The 15,085-nt window shown below is 74.1% G+C and carries 13 protein-coding genes; 8 read left to right on the forward strand and 5 right to left on the reverse strand.

The window, feature by feature from the left end; all coding sequences use genetic code 11:
• Window positions 1-12: 12 nt before the first annotated feature.
• The 3 genes from OF117_RS05745 to OF117_RS05755 are packed head-to-tail and all read right to left on the reverse strand — an operon-like array spanning window position 13 to window position 3,628.
• Window positions 13-858 (reverse strand): EamA family transporter, encoded by an 846-nt coding sequence (locus tag OF117_RS05745; RefSeq protein ID WP_263551845.1) that lies wholly within the window; start codon window positions 856-858, stop codon window positions 13-15.
• Window positions 855-3,077: a xanthine dehydrogenase family protein molybdopterin-binding subunit gene (locus tag OF117_RS05750; RefSeq protein ID WP_263551846.1), complete on the reverse strand. Its 2,223-nt coding sequence runs from the start codon at window positions 3,075-3,077 to the stop codon at window positions 855-857. Before OF117_RS05750 ends, OF117_RS05745 begins: the two co-directional genes overlap by 4 nt.
• A complete protein-coding gene (locus OF117_RS05755; protein ID WP_263551847.1) occupies window positions 3,074-3,628 on the reverse strand; it encodes a (2Fe-2S)-binding protein in 555 nt (184 codons plus the stop codon). Before OF117_RS05755 ends, OF117_RS05750 begins: the two co-directional genes overlap by 4 nt.
• A gap of 261 nt (window positions 3,629-3,889) precedes the next feature.
• Here OF117_RS05755 and OF117_RS05760 point away from each other — a divergent pair, with 261 nt between their 5' ends.
• The 6 genes from OF117_RS05760 (at window position 3,890) to OF117_RS05785 (ending at window position 10,759) form a co-directional block, all read left to right on the forward strand.
• Window positions 3,890-4,711 carry an alpha/beta hydrolase gene (locus OF117_RS05760; RefSeq protein WP_263551848.1) on the forward strand — a complete coding sequence of 274 codons (822 nt, stop codon included), beginning with the start codon at window positions 3,890-3,892 and terminating at the stop codon, window positions 4,709-4,711.
• Window positions 4,708-5,499, forward strand: coding sequence for an SDR family NAD(P)-dependent oxidoreductase (locus OF117_RS05765; RefSeq protein ID WP_263551849.1), 792 nt, complete (start codon window positions 4,708-4,710; stop codon window positions 5,497-5,499). The genes OF117_RS05760 and OF117_RS05765 overlap by 4 nt, the downstream gene beginning before the upstream one ends.
• A gap of 142 nt (window positions 5,500-5,641) precedes the next feature.
• Window positions 5,642-7,375: a CocE/NonD family hydrolase gene (locus OF117_RS05770; RefSeq protein ID WP_263551850.1), complete on the forward strand. Its 1,734-nt coding sequence runs from the start codon at window positions 5,642-5,644 to the stop codon at window positions 7,373-7,375.
• Between the two features lie 150 nt (window positions 7,376-7,525).
• The gene (locus OF117_RS05775; RefSeq protein WP_263551851.1) at window positions 7,526-8,008 is read left to right on the forward strand and encodes a hypothetical protein; all 483 of its coding nucleotides are present in this window, start codon (window positions 7,526-7,528) and stop codon (window positions 8,006-8,008) included.
• Window positions 8,005-9,474 carry a sodium:solute symporter gene (locus OF117_RS05780; RefSeq protein ID WP_263551852.1) on the forward strand — a complete coding sequence of 490 codons (1,470 nt, stop codon included), beginning with the start codon at window positions 8,005-8,007 and terminating at the stop codon, window positions 9,472-9,474. The genes OF117_RS05775 and OF117_RS05780 overlap by 4 nt, the downstream gene beginning before the upstream one ends.
• A 52-nt stretch (window positions 9,475-9,526) precedes the next feature.
• A complete protein-coding gene (locus OF117_RS05785; RefSeq protein ID WP_263551853.1) occupies window positions 9,527-10,759 on the forward strand; it encodes an LVIVD repeat-containing protein in 1,233 nt (410 codons plus the stop codon).
• Window positions 10,760-10,805: 46 nt separating this feature from the next.
• Here OF117_RS05785 and OF117_RS05790 read toward each other — a convergent pair whose 3' ends face one another.
• Window positions 10,806-11,648, reverse strand: coding sequence for an amidohydrolase family protein (locus OF117_RS05790; protein ID WP_263551854.1), 843 nt, complete (start codon window positions 11,646-11,648; stop codon window positions 10,806-10,808).
• A 2-nt stretch (window positions 11,649-11,650) separates the two neighbouring features.
• Window positions 11,651-12,670, reverse strand: a complete 1,020-nt coding sequence (locus tag OF117_RS05795) for an LLM class flavin-dependent oxidoreductase (protein ID WP_263551855.1) — start codon at window positions 12,668-12,670, stop codon at window positions 11,651-11,653.
• A gap of 217 nt (window positions 12,671-12,887) precedes the next feature.
• Between OF117_RS05795 and OF117_RS05800 the strand changes: the two genes are divergently transcribed.
• Both OF117_RS05800 and OF117_RS05805 read left to right on the forward strand, forming a co-directional pair.
• Window positions 12,888-14,141, forward strand: coding sequence for an ABC transporter substrate-binding protein (locus tag OF117_RS05800; protein WP_263551856.1), 1,254 nt, complete (start codon window positions 12,888-12,890; stop codon window positions 14,139-14,141).
• An 81-nt stretch (window positions 14,142-14,222) separates the two neighbouring features.
• Complete coding sequence (locus OF117_RS05805) at window positions 14,223-15,083, forward strand: branched-chain amino acid ABC transporter permease (protein ID WP_263551857.1); 861 nt, start codon at window positions 14,223-14,225, stop codon at window positions 15,081-15,083.
• The last annotated feature ends 2 nt before the right edge of the window (window positions 15,084-15,085 follow it).

Below are 15,085 nucleotides of genomic sequence, written 5' to 3' on the forward strand. Positions count from 1 at the left end.
CACCGGCGGCCGTCAGCCGACCGCCAGCAGCGCGACGCCGGAGAGGGCCGCCGCCAGCCCGACGCGCTGGCTGGCCACCAGCCGCTCGCGGAGCAGCACGACGGCCAGCGCCACCGTCACCAGCGGCGACAGCGTGGACAGCACGGACACCACGCTGACCAGGCCGACCTGCGTGGCCAGCGCGAAGGTGGTGACCCCGGAGAGGATCAGCAGCCCGTTGACCACCGCCAACGGGACCGCCCGGCCGGGTAGTCGCAGGCTGGTGCCCCGGAGCAAGGGCAGCACGACGGCCGTGCCGAGCAGCGCGGCGCGGCTGGTGAGGACCGCCCAGGCCTCCCCGCCCTCCGCCGCCTCGGCGAACAGGCTGAGGAACAACCCGTAGGAGACCGCCCACCCCGCGGCCAACCAGAGACCGACCGGCCGGGACGGTCGGACCGGCGCCGCGCGGCGGCCCTGACCGGCGGCGACCAGGACCACGCCGACGATGGCGAGGGGGATGCCGGCCAGCTGCCAGGCGCTGGGACGCTCGCCGAGGACCAGCGCCACGACCACCGGCACCGCACCCCCGGTGGCACCGATGGGCGCCATGACGCTGATCCGCAGGTACCGGGCGGCCTCGAACATGGCGGTCAGCGCGACGCCGTTGGCGACCCCGGCCAGGCCTCCGAGCAGGAGCCAGTGCGGCGCGGGAGCGGCACCCCCCACGGCGAGCACCGGCGCCGCGGCGGCGGCCACCGCGGCCACCTGGCCCACCGCCAGCACCGCGGACGGGCTGTGGCTGCGGCTGAGCACCGGCCCGAGATAGGCGGCCGAGCCGAAGAGGACCGCGGTGAGCAGGCCCAGCACGATGGCCGTCACGCCGAGATGACCGCCGCGATGCGCTCGGGTGTGAGCGGCAGCTCGCGGACCCGGACGCCGACGGCGTCGGCGACCGCGTTCGCCAGCGCGGCGGTCACCGGGCCACCGGCCACCTCGCCCGCGCCGAGCGGTGGCTCGCCGGGCCGGGGGAGCAGGGTCACGTGCACCCGCGGCGTCCGCCCGAACCGCAGGACCGGGTAGGTCTCCCAGTCCCGGCTGGTGACGGTGCGCCGGTCGGAGGTGACCTCCTCCAGGAGCGCCCAACTGGTGGCCTGGATCGCGCCCCCCTCCACCTGGTTGACCAGCCCGTCGGGGTTGATCACCTGGCCGGCGTCCACGGCGATCCAGAGGTCGCTCACGCGCACGTCGGACACGGCCTCCACGCGGGCGACCACCGCGCAGTACGCGCAGACGTCCTTGTAGCGCGAGTACCCCAGCCCCCATCCCACGGCGTCCGGGGTGGAGCGCGTCACCCAGCCGGCGCGCTCCGCGACCGTCTCCAGGACCGCACGCCCGCGCTCGTCGCGGAGGTGGCGCAGCCGGTACTCGAGGGGATCCACGTCCGCGCGGGCGGCGAGCTCGTCCACCATCGACTCGATGGCGAGGACGTTCACCGTGGCACCCAGCCCGCGCAGCGCCGAGGTCCGCAGCGGCATGTCCGTGACGCGGTGGGCCTGCACGTCGACGTGGTCGACCGCGTACGGGGGGACCGCGTTGCGGGCGGTCCCCCCGCCGACGGCCAGCGGGGGATCGCTCGCCACGACCGCCGGGACGTCGGCGGCGTGCCACCCGCCCAGCAGCCCGGGCTGGCCGGCGAACCCCGGACGGCTGTCGTGCCCGGTGCTCCAGCAGTGCTGCTCCCAGCTGAGCGGGTCGCCCGCCGCGTCGACGCCGACGGTGATCTCGGTGACCATCGCCGGCGCGTAGGGCTCCCACGCGAACTCGTCGTCCCGCGACCACTGGACCTGCACGGGACGTCCCGGGACGGCCCGCGCCAGCACCACCGCGTCGTACGCGACGTCGTCGGCGCTGTTGTGCCCGTAGCAGCCGGGGCCGTCGGCGTGGTGCACGACGATCCGGTCGGCGGGGAGGTCGAGGCTCGCGGACAGGGCCTCGCGCAGCGGGTAGACGCCCTGGCTGTGCGTCCACACCTCGACCCCGCCCTCGACCCCGCCGTCGTCCCCGCCCTCGACCCCGCCCTCGACCCCGCCGTCGTCCCACCGGGCGAGGGCGCAGCCGGGGCCGATCGAGGCGTGCGCGAGGTGCGGGCGGCCGTAGCGCTCCCGGACGACCGCCGCCACCCGCTCCGGCGCCACCGGCTCGCCGTGCCGCACGACCGGTATGCGCTCCGCCGGTCGGCCGGGGAGGTCGCGCAGCCACGTCGCAGCCTCGGGGAGGCCGTCCTCCTCCCGCCAGGTCGCCGAGGCGCGCAGCAGCTCGGCGGCCCGGACGGCCTCCTCCTCGCGGTCGGCGACCACGCCGAGGAAGCTGCCGCGCCGCACCACACCCACCACGGCGGGCAGCGCCCGGGCCGCCGAGTCGTCGACGGCGAGGAGGCACGCACCGGGGGACGGCGGCCGGACGACCCGGCCGAAGAGCTGGCCGGGCAGGGCCAGGTCGGACACGAACGCGGGTGCGCCGGTGAGCTTCGCCGGGAGGTCGGTGCGGGGCAGGCTGCGGCCGACGACGGTGTGGTCGGCCGGGTCCTTGGCCGGCGCCTCACCGGTCACGGGGACCTCCAGCCGTCCGGGCCCGAGCAGCGTCCAGTAGCTGCCGTGCTCGGTCCCCGCCCGGTCGCGGACGGCGCCGTCCCGGACCCCGAGCTCCGCGGCGGGGATCCCGGAGCGGTCGGAGGCCACGGAGAGCAGGAGGGCGCGCGCCTGCGCGCACACCGCCCGCAGCGCGCCGCCCGAGTCCATGACGGATCTGCTGCCCGCGGTGAAGGCCTCGTCGGGGCTGCTGTCGGTGCCGGCCGGCAGCACCTCGATGCTCGACCAGTCCACGTCGAGCTCCTCGGCGGCGATCTGGCCGAGGGCGGTGCGGATCCCCTGGCCCAGTTCCACCTTGCCGACGAGCACCCGCACCCGGCCCCCGGGCACGAAGCGCAGCCAGCGGGACAGCAGGGGGTTGCTGCGCAGGCTGCCGCCGAAGGAGGAGTACTGGGCGGGCAGCCCGCCCGGTAGTGCCGGCGCCGCGGCACCGGGCGGTTCGCCGCTCACCGCGCTCCCCGTGGACCATCGGCCCGTGGGGCGGTTACCGGCGGACCGTCCGCGCCGCACTCAGCCCGGCGTGCCGCCTGCAGGGCCTCGGCGGCGTCGGCCACGGCGGCCAGCACCCGGCCGTGGCTGCCGCACCGGCAGAGGTTGCGTTCCAGCGCCTCGGCCGTGCTGACCGGATCGGTCGCGGCGCCGGCCCGGAGGTGCGCGCAGGCGGACACCAGGATCCCGGACGTGCAGAAGCCGCACTGGGCGGCCTGCCGCCGGAGGAACGCCTGCTGCAGCGCGCTCATGACCGGGTCGGGCGCCAGCCCCTCGACCGTCTCGACCTCGTGGTCCTCGGCCGCCCAGGCGGGCAGGTCGCACGAGGGCACCGCGCGCCCGTCGAGCAGCACCATGCAGGCGCCGCACTGGGCCAGCCCGCAGCCGAACCGGGAGCCGCGCAGGCCCAGGTCGTTGCGCAGCAGGTAGAGGAGCGGGGTGTCCCCGCGGCAGACGACCGTGCGGCTCTCCCCGTTGACGCGGAGGCGGACCTCCCGGACGGGCTCGGGCACCGCGCGAGGGCGGCACCACTCAGGCGTACTCGTCATGGCAGCGACCCGCCGGCTCTCCTGTCAACCCTCCCCGGTCAGCGGGGGAGGGACGTAGACGCCTTGCATGCGTATGCACGATGACGTCCGCCACAACGTAGGGAAGGATGCCGGGGACGTCAATCAGCGCCGGGTGGTCGTCGACCGCCTGCGGCTCCGCGCGGCCGTCCCCGGACGTGCCGGACCGCGGCCGCGCCGTCCGGCGGAGTCGACCTGCGGAGAGCCGTGCCTGCCGAACTCGTCGCCATCCCCACGCCCGGGACGCCGCTGGACGGCCTCTTCTACGAGGCGCCGCCACCGGGGCCACGCGGCGCGGCACTGCTGATGCACGGCAACGGCATGAACTTCTACTACGGCGCGTCCGGCTTCCTGCCCCCGCACCTCACCGGGATCGGGCTCGCCACGCTGGCCTTCAACCGCCACGGCCACGACACGGTCAGCGCCCGCACCCGCGTGGCCGAGGGGAACGCCTACCAGACGACCGCCGAGGCCATCCAGGACAACGAGCTGGCCGCCGGCTGGCTGCGGGAGCGGGGCTTCGCCGCGCCGGTCGTGATCGGCCACAGCAACGGCGGGATGCTGGCGGCCGAGCACGTCGCCCGCCACCCGGAGACGCCCGCGCTGGTCCTCCTGTCGGCCCACATGGGAGGCACGGGCATGCTCCGGCGCGGCTCGGAACTCGGGTTGCTGGCGGCCGACCGGCTCGAGGAGCTCTCGCAGCAGGCCCACGCGCTCGTGGACGCCGGCCGCGCGGACGAGCTCATGCTCCTGCCCGGGTGGTTCTACGTCATCACGGCCGGGTCGTTCGTGGACCTGGAGAGGAACCTCCCGGTCCTGGTCGACAACGCCGCACGCATCTCCTGCCCGGTGCTCTACCTGCGCGGCGACCAGGAGGACCCGGAGATGTACCCGGCCGAGCGGTTCGCCGAGGCGGCGGGCGGGCCGGTCGACGTCCGCATCCTCCGGGACTGCGACCACTTCTACACCGGCCACGAGGCGGAGGTGGCCCGCATCGTCTCCGCCTGGCTCGACGAGACGCTCGGATGAGCGTGGCCCGCGGCCCGGGGCGGGCCGTGGTGGGCACGGACGGACCGCCCGGCCAGGTCGCCCTCGTCACCGGTGCGGGTGCCGGGATCGGCCGGGCCTGCGTCGAACGACTCGCGGCCTCGGGCACCCGGGTGGCACTCCTGGACCGGAACCCCGACCGGCTCGCGGAGGTCGCCGCCGCCGTCCGCGGGACGAGTGGGGACGTCGAGCTCTCCGTGGCCGACGCCACCGACGAGCAGGCCGTGGCCGGGGTCGTCGGCGCCGCTGTCGAGCGCTGGGGCCGGGTCGACGTCCTGGTGACGTGCGCCGGGGGGTTCCGGGGCGTCGGGCCCGTCACCGAGGTGGGACTCGACGAGTGGAACGCCCAGCTCGAGGCCAACCTGACGAGCACGTTCCTGGCCTGCCGGGCCGTCGTGCCGGTCATGCGCCGCCGGCGCTACGGCCGCATCGTCACCGTGGCCTCGATGGCTGCGCGCACCGCGCTCGGGCAGGCGCCGCACGCCTACGCGGCGGCGAAGGCCGCCGTCGTCGGGCTGACCCGCCAGCTGGCCCTCGAGGTGGCGGGCGACGGCGTGACGGTCAACGCCGTCGCCCCGGGCGTGGTGCGCTCGCCCCGCGTCGCGGGTCTGGGCCCCGAACGCCTCCGGGCGCTCGCCGAGGAGACCCCGATGCGGCGGACCGGGACGCCGGAGGAGGTCGCGGCGGCGGTGTGCTTCCTCGCCGGACCGGATGCGAGCTTCATCACGGGGGCCACGCTCGACGTCAACGGTGGCCGGTTCATGGGCTGAGCCGCCGGGCCGCTCGTCGCGCCGCAGGCTTGTCGAGCGGGACAAACGCCGTCCCGCCGAGCTGTCCCCGCGGCGGTGTCCCGCCCGTCGAGCGCGCCGATACGGTCGGCGCCCGACCGGCGGCCGCCGAGGGGAGACGTCGATGGGCAAGACCACCCAGTTCACCAGGACCATGCGGATCGACTGGGACGAGCCGATCCTGATGGGGGACGGCACGGTGCTGCGGGCGGACGTCTACCGCCCCCTGGGTCCCGGCCGGTTCCCGGTGATCCTGACCTACGGCCCCTACGCCAAGGGCCTCTCCTTCCAGGAGGGCTATCCCGACCAGTGGAAGGCGATGGTGACCGAGCACCCGGACGTCACGGCCGGGTCCACCGGGAAGTACCAGAGCTGGGAGGTGGTCGACCCGGAGAAGTGGGTGCCGGACGGCTACGCCTGCGTCCGCGTCGACGGTCGCGGGTCCGGGCGGTCGCCGGGCTTCCTCGACCCCGTGTCCCCGCAGGAGAACCGGGACCACTACGAGTGCATCGAGTGGGCGGGGACCCGTACCTGGAGCAACGGCAAGGTCGGCCTGAACGGCATCTCCTACTACGCCTGGAACCAGTGGCACGTGGCGTCGCTGCAGCCCCCGCACCTCGCGGCGATGTGCCCGTGGGAGGGCGCGGCCGACTGGTACCGCGACATGACCCACCACGGCGGGATCCTCAGCACCTTCTTCGCGACCTGGTACCCGGAGCAGATCCTCAGCGTCCAGCACGGCGTGGGGGACCGGGCGCCGCGGAACCCGAACACCGGCGAACCGGTGGCCGGCCCCGAGACGCTGCCCGACGACGAGCTGATCCGCAACCGCGTCGACCTCGGCGTGCAGGCGCTCGCGCACCCGCTGGACGACGAGCACGCCAGGAGCCGCTCCGCGGACTGGTCGAAGGTCACCGTCCCGTTCCTGTCGTGCGCCAGCTGGGGCGGGCAGGGACTGCACCCCCGCGGCAACTTCGAGGCGTTCACGCGGGCCGCGTCGACGGAGAAGTGGCTCGAGGGGCACGGCCTCGAGCACTGGACGCACTTCTACACCGACTACGGGCGGCTGCTGCAGAAGCGGTTCTTCGACCACTACCTCAAGGGCGAGGACAACGGCTGGGACCGGCAGCCACGGGTCCTCCTGCAGGTCCGCCACCCCGGCGAGCGCTTCGTCGAGCGCGCGGAACAGGAGTGGCCGCTGGCCCGCACCCGGTGGACGACGTTCTACCTGGACGCAAGCACCATGGCGCTGACCTCGGAACCACCGGCCGCGGGCAGCGCCGCGTACGAGCCGCTCACCAGCGACGGGCTGACCTTCTCCACCCCGCCGCTGGATCAGGAGACGGAGATCACCGGTCCCGTGGCCGCGCGGATCGCGCTGTCCTCGGCCACGGCCGACGCCGATCTCTTCCTCGTCCTGCGGGTGTTCGACCCGGACGGGGACGAGGTGCTGTTCGCCGGCACCATCGACCCGCACACCCCCGTCGGGCAGGGCTGGCTGCGCGCGTCCCACCGCAAGCTCGACCCCGAGCTCTCGCTGCCCCACCGCCCCTACCACACGCACGACGAGCGGCAGCCGCTCACGCCGGGCCAGCGCTACGACGTCGACGTCGAGATCTGGCCCACCTGCATCGTGGTCCCGGCCGGGTACCGGATCGCGCTCACCGTGCGCGGGACGGACTACGACTACGGCGGCCCGCCGATCAACGTCGGGTGGTTCGTGATGAAGGGGTCGGGAGCCTTCATCCACGACGACCCGACCGACCGCCCCCGCGAGGTCTTCGGCGGGACGGTGACCCTGCACACCGGCGGCGAGGACGCGCCCCACCTGCTCCTGCCGCTGGTCCCGGAGGCCTGACCGGGCACAAGTTCGCCCCGCCCGCCTTTGTGGACGACCACATGGTCCCCGGCGCGGGATCGGCCTTGACTACCCGGGACCCCGGTTGCCGTCGGCACAGGGAAGGCCGCCGGGGGACGGGAAGCCGTACCGAACCGGAGGAGGACCCGCGTGCGCCGGTCGACCGCGGAACTGGACGACGTCGAGGAGCGGGTGGTCCGCTGCCTGCTCTTCGGCCGGACCACCATGGACCTGCTGTGCGACAGCCTGTACATCCAGTGCCACCAGGTGCGGCAGGCCCTGGACGGCCTCGAGGCGGCGGGCCTCGTCCGGCGGCGCGGTGAGGATGGCCGGGGCGCGCTCGAGGCCGAGCTGACCGACGCGGGCCGGGCGTGCGCGCTGGAGGGGGTCGATCCGCGCCAGGCTGCCTCGGCCGACCAGCAGCTCTCGGCCGACGACGTCCGCTACCTCCGCGCCCTCGCCGACGGGGCACCGCCGCCCCGCCAGGCCGAGTGCGAGTGGGGCGTGGGAGCCACCCGCCAGCACCTGTGGGAACTGCGGCTGATCGACGTGACGGGCTTCATCCGGCCGCGGTCGGTCCTGACCGACCGCGGCCGGGACGTCGTGCGCGGCCTGGAGGGGGTCCTGTCATGAGCCAGTCGGTCTGGCTGTGGACCTTCCTCGTCGTCTACACGGTCGGGATGATCGGCCTGGGCTTCTGGACCAAGCGCTGGATCGACGACGACGAGGACTTCATGGTCGCCGGGCGCGGGCTGTCCTGGCCCCTGCAGGGCATGGGCATGACCGCGATCATCATCGCGGGCACGACCGGCGCGACCGTCGGGGCCATCGGCTACGCCAGCGGCTACGTGGCCCACTGGTGGATCACCGGCTGGATCCTCGCCGTCGTCATCGGCGCGTTCACCATCGCCCCGTTCGCCCGCCGCACCGGCGGCGTGACGATGACCGAGTGGTTCGAGGCGAACTTCGGCAAGTGGGTGCGGATCGTGGCCGGCCTGGCCCTGGCGCTCGGCCTGCTGTTCTCGCCGCTGGCGAACATCCTCGGCGGCAGCCTCATCCTGTCGGGACTCATGGGGATCACGCCGGAGTCGGCCATCCTCATCCTGGGTTTCAGCGGCCTGGTCTACCTCTACCTCGGTGGCATGTGGGCGACGGTCTTCTCCGACCTCGTCCAGTTCGTGCTCTTCGCCCTCGCCTTCATCGGGGGCACGCTGTGGCTGGTCCTCGGCAGCGACGGGACGCGGGCGCTGTCCGAGCTGCCGTCCGGCTTCTTCAACCCGCTGCCGCACGGTGACTTCGCCGGGCTCAGCTGGACGGCGGGCAGCGCCTTCGGGCTCTTCTTCCTCATGTTCTGCCTGGCGTTCGGCGGCACCTACTGGCACCGGGGAGCCGCGGCCCGCTCGCCGGCGGAGGCCCGCAAGGGATGGCTGCTCGGCGTCGCGCTCGCCGTCCCCTTCGCCGTCGTCATGCCGCTGGCCGGCATGTACATCCGCGGTCAGGGCATCACGCTGGACGATCCGCAGCAGGCCTTCGGCGTGTTCATCGCCGAGCTGCCGCCCGTCGCCGCCGGGGCGATGCTCGCCGGCATCCTGGCCGCCACCATGTCGACCGTCGAGGTGGGCGTCGTCGCCGGCGTGAGCGTGCTGTTCCGCGACGTCATCGAACGCGGTCGCGGGATCAAGTTCAGCCCCGCGGCCAGCGTCCGCTGGATCCGCATGATCACCGTCGTCTACGGCGTCATCGCCATCTTCGGCGGCATCTTCCTGCACGGCGTGAGCCCGGGCGTCGGTGCGCTCATCGGTATCGCGTTCCTCAGCGCCTTCTCCGCGGCGCTGCTCCCGTCGGTGTTCGCCACCATGCTCGGACGGCGCTTCTGCAGCCGCGAGGCCTCGCTGCTCAGCATCGTCGCTGCGACGGTCTACACGGTCTACAGCCTGGCCTCGGGCACCTACGTCGAGGTGCACCCGATGTTCGTCTCGGCGATCATCGCCACCGTCGTGTACGTGGTCGTCGCCGCGATCGTGCGGATGACCGGGCCGTGGTGGGGTGCCGAGGAGCGCGTCCGGCAGCCGGCCGCCTCCCGGCAGCCTGCGTCGTGATGCCGCGGCGCCCGGGACCCTGCGCTCGCGCGGCCGGTCGGGAGGGTGCGGGGTGACCGTTCCCGGCGTGCTGGAGCAGCGGGCCGTCGAGTTCGTGGGCTACCACGACCTCGACGGCCGGCCGGGGTTCAAGCTGGCGATGCAGCGGCGCGGCGACCGCTGGTACCTGTACCTCGGTCACCTGTGGCACCGGGGGTGGTCGATCGTCGACGTGACCGACCCCCGGTCCCCGAGGCTCTGCCGCTTCGTCGAGGGGCCCGCGCACACCTGGACCATCCAGGTGCAGGTGGCCGACGGGCGAATGGTCACCGCGCTGGAGAAGCCCAACGAGGGGTGGGGTGTCGACCCCGGCCTGCCCTTCGAGGAGGGCGCCTACATCTGGGACGTCGGCACCGACCCCGAGGACCCGCGGCTGCTCGGCCACTGGCGGACCGGCGGCACCGGCACCCACCGGAACTTCTACGCCGGCGGCGACCTCGTGTGGATGACGGCCAACCCGGAGGGCTTCGCCGGCCACCTGCTCGCCGTCGTGGACATCGCCGACCCCACCCGGCCGACCGAGATCGGCCGGTGGTGGTGGCCCGGCCAGCACGTGGCCGGCGGGGAGGTGCCGGAGCACGACTTCTACCTGCACGGCCCGGCCTACGTCGTCGACGGGCGGGCCTACCTGGGTTACGGCCGCGTCGGGATGGTGATCCTCGACGTGGCCGACCCGACGGCGCCGGCGCTCGTCGGTCGGGTGTCCTTCGGCGACCTGGGGAGCGTGCTGGGCTGCCACTCGGCGGTACCCGTGGGCCGCGGCCTGGTGGTGGCGAACAGCGAGACGATCCTCGAGGGCACGGGTGACCCGGTGAACTACGCCTGCGTCGTCGACGTCGCCGACGAGCGGCCGAGGATCATCTCCACCTTCCCGCTGCCGCGGCCCGAGCCCGGCACCCCCTCGGCGAGCTACTACGCCAAGGGCGGTCGGTTCGGTCCGCACAACCAGCACCACCCCCAGGGGCACCCCGACCTGGCCGCCCCCGGGAACCGGGTCGTCATGACCTGGTTCAACGCCGGGCTGCGGGTCTTCGACATCTCCGACCCCTACGTCCCCGAGGAGGTCGGCTGGTTCGTGCCCGAGGACCCCCGGGAGCGGCGCGGGACGCTGCCCACGACGCTGGTCACCCAGTTCGAGGACGTCCTGGTCGACGCGCGAGGCTACGCGTACTGCACGGACAAGAACCACGGCCTGTTCGTCCTGCGCCCGGAGGGCGGCGCCGCCCCGGGGGACGGCTCGGCGTGATCCGACCCGACCGGCCGTGAGCCGGGCCCGACCGGCGGCCGGGTGGTCAGGCGGGCCAGCGCAGCCAGGCCAGCACGCTGCCGCCCATGACGGCCTCGACGTCGGCGGGGGAGAGGAAGTCGAGGTCCTCCCGGAAAAGCCGCACCAGGTCGGCGTAGCTGCCGCGCAACCGGGACAGGTCCGAGCCCCAGAACAGCCGCTCCGGGCCGTACGCGTCGTAGAGCTGCCGGAGCAGCGGGTGCAGCGCCGGATAGGGGTAGGGCTCGGTGCTGTAGCAGGGCGCCGCGGTGAGCTTGACCGAGACGTTGGGCAGGGTGGCCAGCCCGGCCAGGGTGGCGATCTCGGGCGCCGCGGCGGCGTCGGTCCGCTCCCCGGTCAGCCCCAGGTGGTCGACCGCGAGCCGCAGCCCCGGCCGCCGGCGGGCCAGCTCGCCGAGGGCGTCGAGCTGGCCCGACGCCAGCAGCATGACCGGGACGTCCTCCTGCTCGGCGAACTCCCAGAACCACTCCGCACCCGGGTCGTCGACCCGACCGGCGTCGGCCGGCAGGAAGACCAGCCGCACGCCGGCCACCACGGGGTCGCGCAGCAGCTCCCGCACCGGCCCGGCGTCGCCGGTACGCAGGTCGACGCGGGCCATCACCCGGAAGGCGTCCGGCGCCTCGGTCGCGCAGGCGACGGCGTGGTCGTTGCGGTACCCCTCGAAGAACGGCGGCACCAGGACGGCGCGGTCGACGCCGACCGCCCGCATCTCGGCCAGCAGCCCGCTGCCGCTGATCGGCTCGGCGCGGTGCATCGCCTTCGCCCGCTCGGCGCCGCCCGGCGGCCACGGCCGGTCGGGGGCCTCGGGCAGCCACACGTGCACCTGCGCGTCGACCACGGGAGCCGCCACGGCTACAGCTCCCGGACGGCGGGCAGCACCTTGCGCCCGATCAGCTCCAGCGACGACATGATCGCCTCGTGCGGCAGGCCGCCCAGGTGCAGGAAGAGCATGACGCGCTCGATGCCGAGCTCCCGGATGTCGCGGAGCCGCGAGACCACCGTGTCCGGGCTGCCGAACAGCGCGCTGTCGCGCAGGTCGGCGTCCAGGTCGAAGGGGCTCCGCCCGCCCTCGGCCGCGCCGGCCGACGTCGCCCGGCGGAGCTTGTCGGCGTACCCCAGGAAGTCCTTGTACGGGTCCTCCGCCTCGGCCCACGCCTGCTCGTCCGTCGGGGCCACGTGGGTCGCCCGGGCGAGGTAGACCCGCCCCCCGTCCGGGTCCGCGCCGGCGCCGGCGAGCGCCTCCGCGTAGCGCTTGACCTGGCCGGCGGTGACGGTGAGCGAGGTGCCCTGGGGCAGGAGCACGCCCCAGTCCTTCGCGGCGCAGGCGGCCAGCCCCTCGGGGCTGGCCGTGGCCATCCAGAACGGCGGGTGCGGGCGCTGGAAGGGCCGGGGCTGCGGGGCGGCGTCCTCGAACGACCAGTACCGGCCGGCGTGCGACACCGGCCCCTCGCTGGTCCAGACCCGCTCCAGCACCGCCAGCGCCTCGGCGAACCGCTCGTGCTTCTCGGCGATGTCGACGCCGAAACCGCGGAACTCGCCGGGCTGGTAGCCGCTGCCGATGCCGAGGTCGAGGCGCCCGCCGCTGAGCTGGTCGACCGTCGCCGCGGTCTCGGCGAAGCGCAGCGGGTGGTGCAGCGGCAGCACGGAGACCGCGGTGCCCAACCGCACCCGGTCGGTGCGCGCGGCCAGGTGCGCCAGCACGGCGAGGCTGTCGGAGACGATCCCGTGCCGGCTGAAGTGGTGCTCGGTGAGCCAGAGCGAGTCGAAGCCGAGCTCGTCGGCGCGGCAGGCCTGGCGCAGCGCCTGGTCGTAGCGGTCCCGCTGGTCGCTGCCCTCGGGCCACTGGACGGAGTGGAACAGGCCGATCTGCATGCGTCCTCGGCTCCCGGGAGAGGGGTGCGGCGGCGGTGCCCGGGGCGAGCCGGGCCGCGCGCACGGGTCATCCCGCATGCAACCGCACCGCCGGGCCCGGGTGCTTGTGGAGATCCACAAGCCAGCAGGCCGACTTTGTGTGGGTGGCGATGAGACCTAGGTCACCGTGCCGCTCGTAGGGTCCCCGGGAAACGATCTCCGGTGAGAGGTGGATCACATGCGGGTCACGGCAGCCCTGGTCGCCAGCGCCGCCCTCCTGGTCTCCGCCTGCGGGGGGACCGTCGCCGGCGGCGGCGGCGGAGGCGGCGGGGCCTCCGACGAGCCGCTGCGGGTCGGCGTCATCACCGGCCTCACCGGGGCCTACGTCCAGCTCGGCGAGGAGCAGCGGGCCGGCGCCGAGCTGGCCGTCCAGGCGCTCGACGGCATGGCCGGCGACCGCCCGATCGAGCTGATCGTCCGCGACGACCAGCTCAAGCCGGACGTGGCGCTGCGGGAGGCGCAGGCCCTCGTCCAGGAGGAGCAGGTCGACTTCCTGACCGGCTGCGTGTCCGCCGCGACCACGCTGGCGGTCAACCAGATCGCCTCCCAGGCGGGCGTGCCGTACCTGGGGACCTGCCAGACCGAGCAGCTGAACCGTCCGCCGAACTACGACCCCGAGGTGACCTACCACCTGGCGCCCACGCCGTCGCAGGCGATCAAGGCCGGCTCGCCGTTCATCTGCGGGCAGCTGGGGCAGCGGGTCTTCCTGCTGATGCCGGACTACGCCTTCGGCCACGAGCAGGAGACGGCGTACAAGAACGCGATCCCCCAGCAGTCGGGCTGCAGCGTCGTCGGCACCGCCTACTTCCCGCTCGGGACGACGGACTTCAACCCCTACATCCCGACGATCGAGGGCTCGGGCGCCGACGCCCTGGTGTTCGGGGGAGCCGGCCGCGACCAGGTGAGCTTCCTGCGCCAGGCCGAGCAGTTCGGCCTCACCGACCGGATCCGGACGTTCATCAGCATCGAGGACCTCACCTTCGACGAGGAGCTGGGCTTCGACCTCATCGACGGGACCTGGGCCATGGCGGCCTTCTACTGGAACGTCGACGACCCCGGCGTGCAGGAGTACGTCGAGGCGTTCCGCACCGAGTACGGGCGGCCGCCGGGCGGCTACGGCGTCTACCTGTGGAACGCGCTGCACCTCATCGCCCAGGGCGTCGAGGAGGGTGCGGACAGCCCCGAGGCGTTCAGCGAGTTCATGTCGGGCCGGGAGGTCAGCCTGGCCCAGGGCGAGATGACGGTCCGCGAGTGCGACCACCAGGCCCTCGCGCCGGTCTACATCCTCGAGGGCCTGTCGGCCGAGGAGGCGGCCGACCGGGGCGGCGACCCGCAGTTCGGGCTCCGCGCGGTCGTCGAGACCGTCCCGGGCACCGAGGAGTACGCGCCCACCTGCGAGGAGGTCCAGACGGAGTTCCAGCGCGCCGGGTGACGTCGCGCCGCCCCGCGGAGCCGCCGCTCCGCGGGGCCTGCTGTCGTCAGCCGGACCGATCGTCGTGCCCGGGAGGTGCGGATGGACCAGCTGGTCTCCCAGCTGCTGCTCGGCCTGGTCAGCGGTGCGTTGCTCGTCCTGCTCGCGCTCGGCCTGAACCTGATCTTCGGGTTGCTGGAGTTCATCAACTTCTCGCACGGGGCGCTGTACATGGTCGGCGCCTACGTCGCCTCGTACCTGGCCGCGGCGACGGGCAGCATCTGGCTCGCCCTGCTCGTCGTGCCGATCGTGATGCTGCTCGTCGGCGCCGGCCTGGAACGGACGATCATCCGGCCGATGTACGGGCGGGACCAGGTCGACGCCCTGCTGCTCACCTTCGGTCTCACCTACGTGCTCATCGAGGGCATCCGGATGATCGCCGGCTCCGGGGGTCGGCGGGTGCGGGCGCCGGAGCTGCTCGACTTCCAGGTGCCGCTGGGCATCGGCCGGCCCATCCCCGCCTACCTGCTCTTCGTCGTCCTGGTCGTGGCCCTGGTCGTCGGCGGCCTGTGGCTGTTCCTCCAGCGCACCGACGTGGGGCTGGTCGTGCGGGCCGGCATCCGCGACCACGTGATGATCCGGGCGCTGGGCGTGCGGTTCGACCGCTACCGCACGCTGGTCTTCGCGATCGGCGTGGCCGTCGCCGGGATCGCGGGCGTGCTCACCGGCCCGATCACCGGCGTCTACCCGGAGATGGGGGCCGACATCCTGATCCTCGCCTTCGTCGTCGTCGTGGTCGGCGGGATGGGCAGCTTCTGGGGTGCGGTCGCCGCCGGCCTGCTCATCGGCGTCCTCGTGTCGCTGACCACGCTGTACGCCAGCGTGTACGCCGGCATCGTGCCGTTCGTCCTCATGATCCTCGTGATGACCTTCCGTCCGCGCGGCCTGCTGGGGGCGACGTGACC

The organism is Geodermatophilus sp. YIM 151500, from assembly GCF_025716945.1.
In the GTDB taxonomy this organism is placed as follows: Bacteria; Actinomycetota; Actinomycetes; order Mycobacteriales; family Geodermatophilaceae; genus YIM-151500.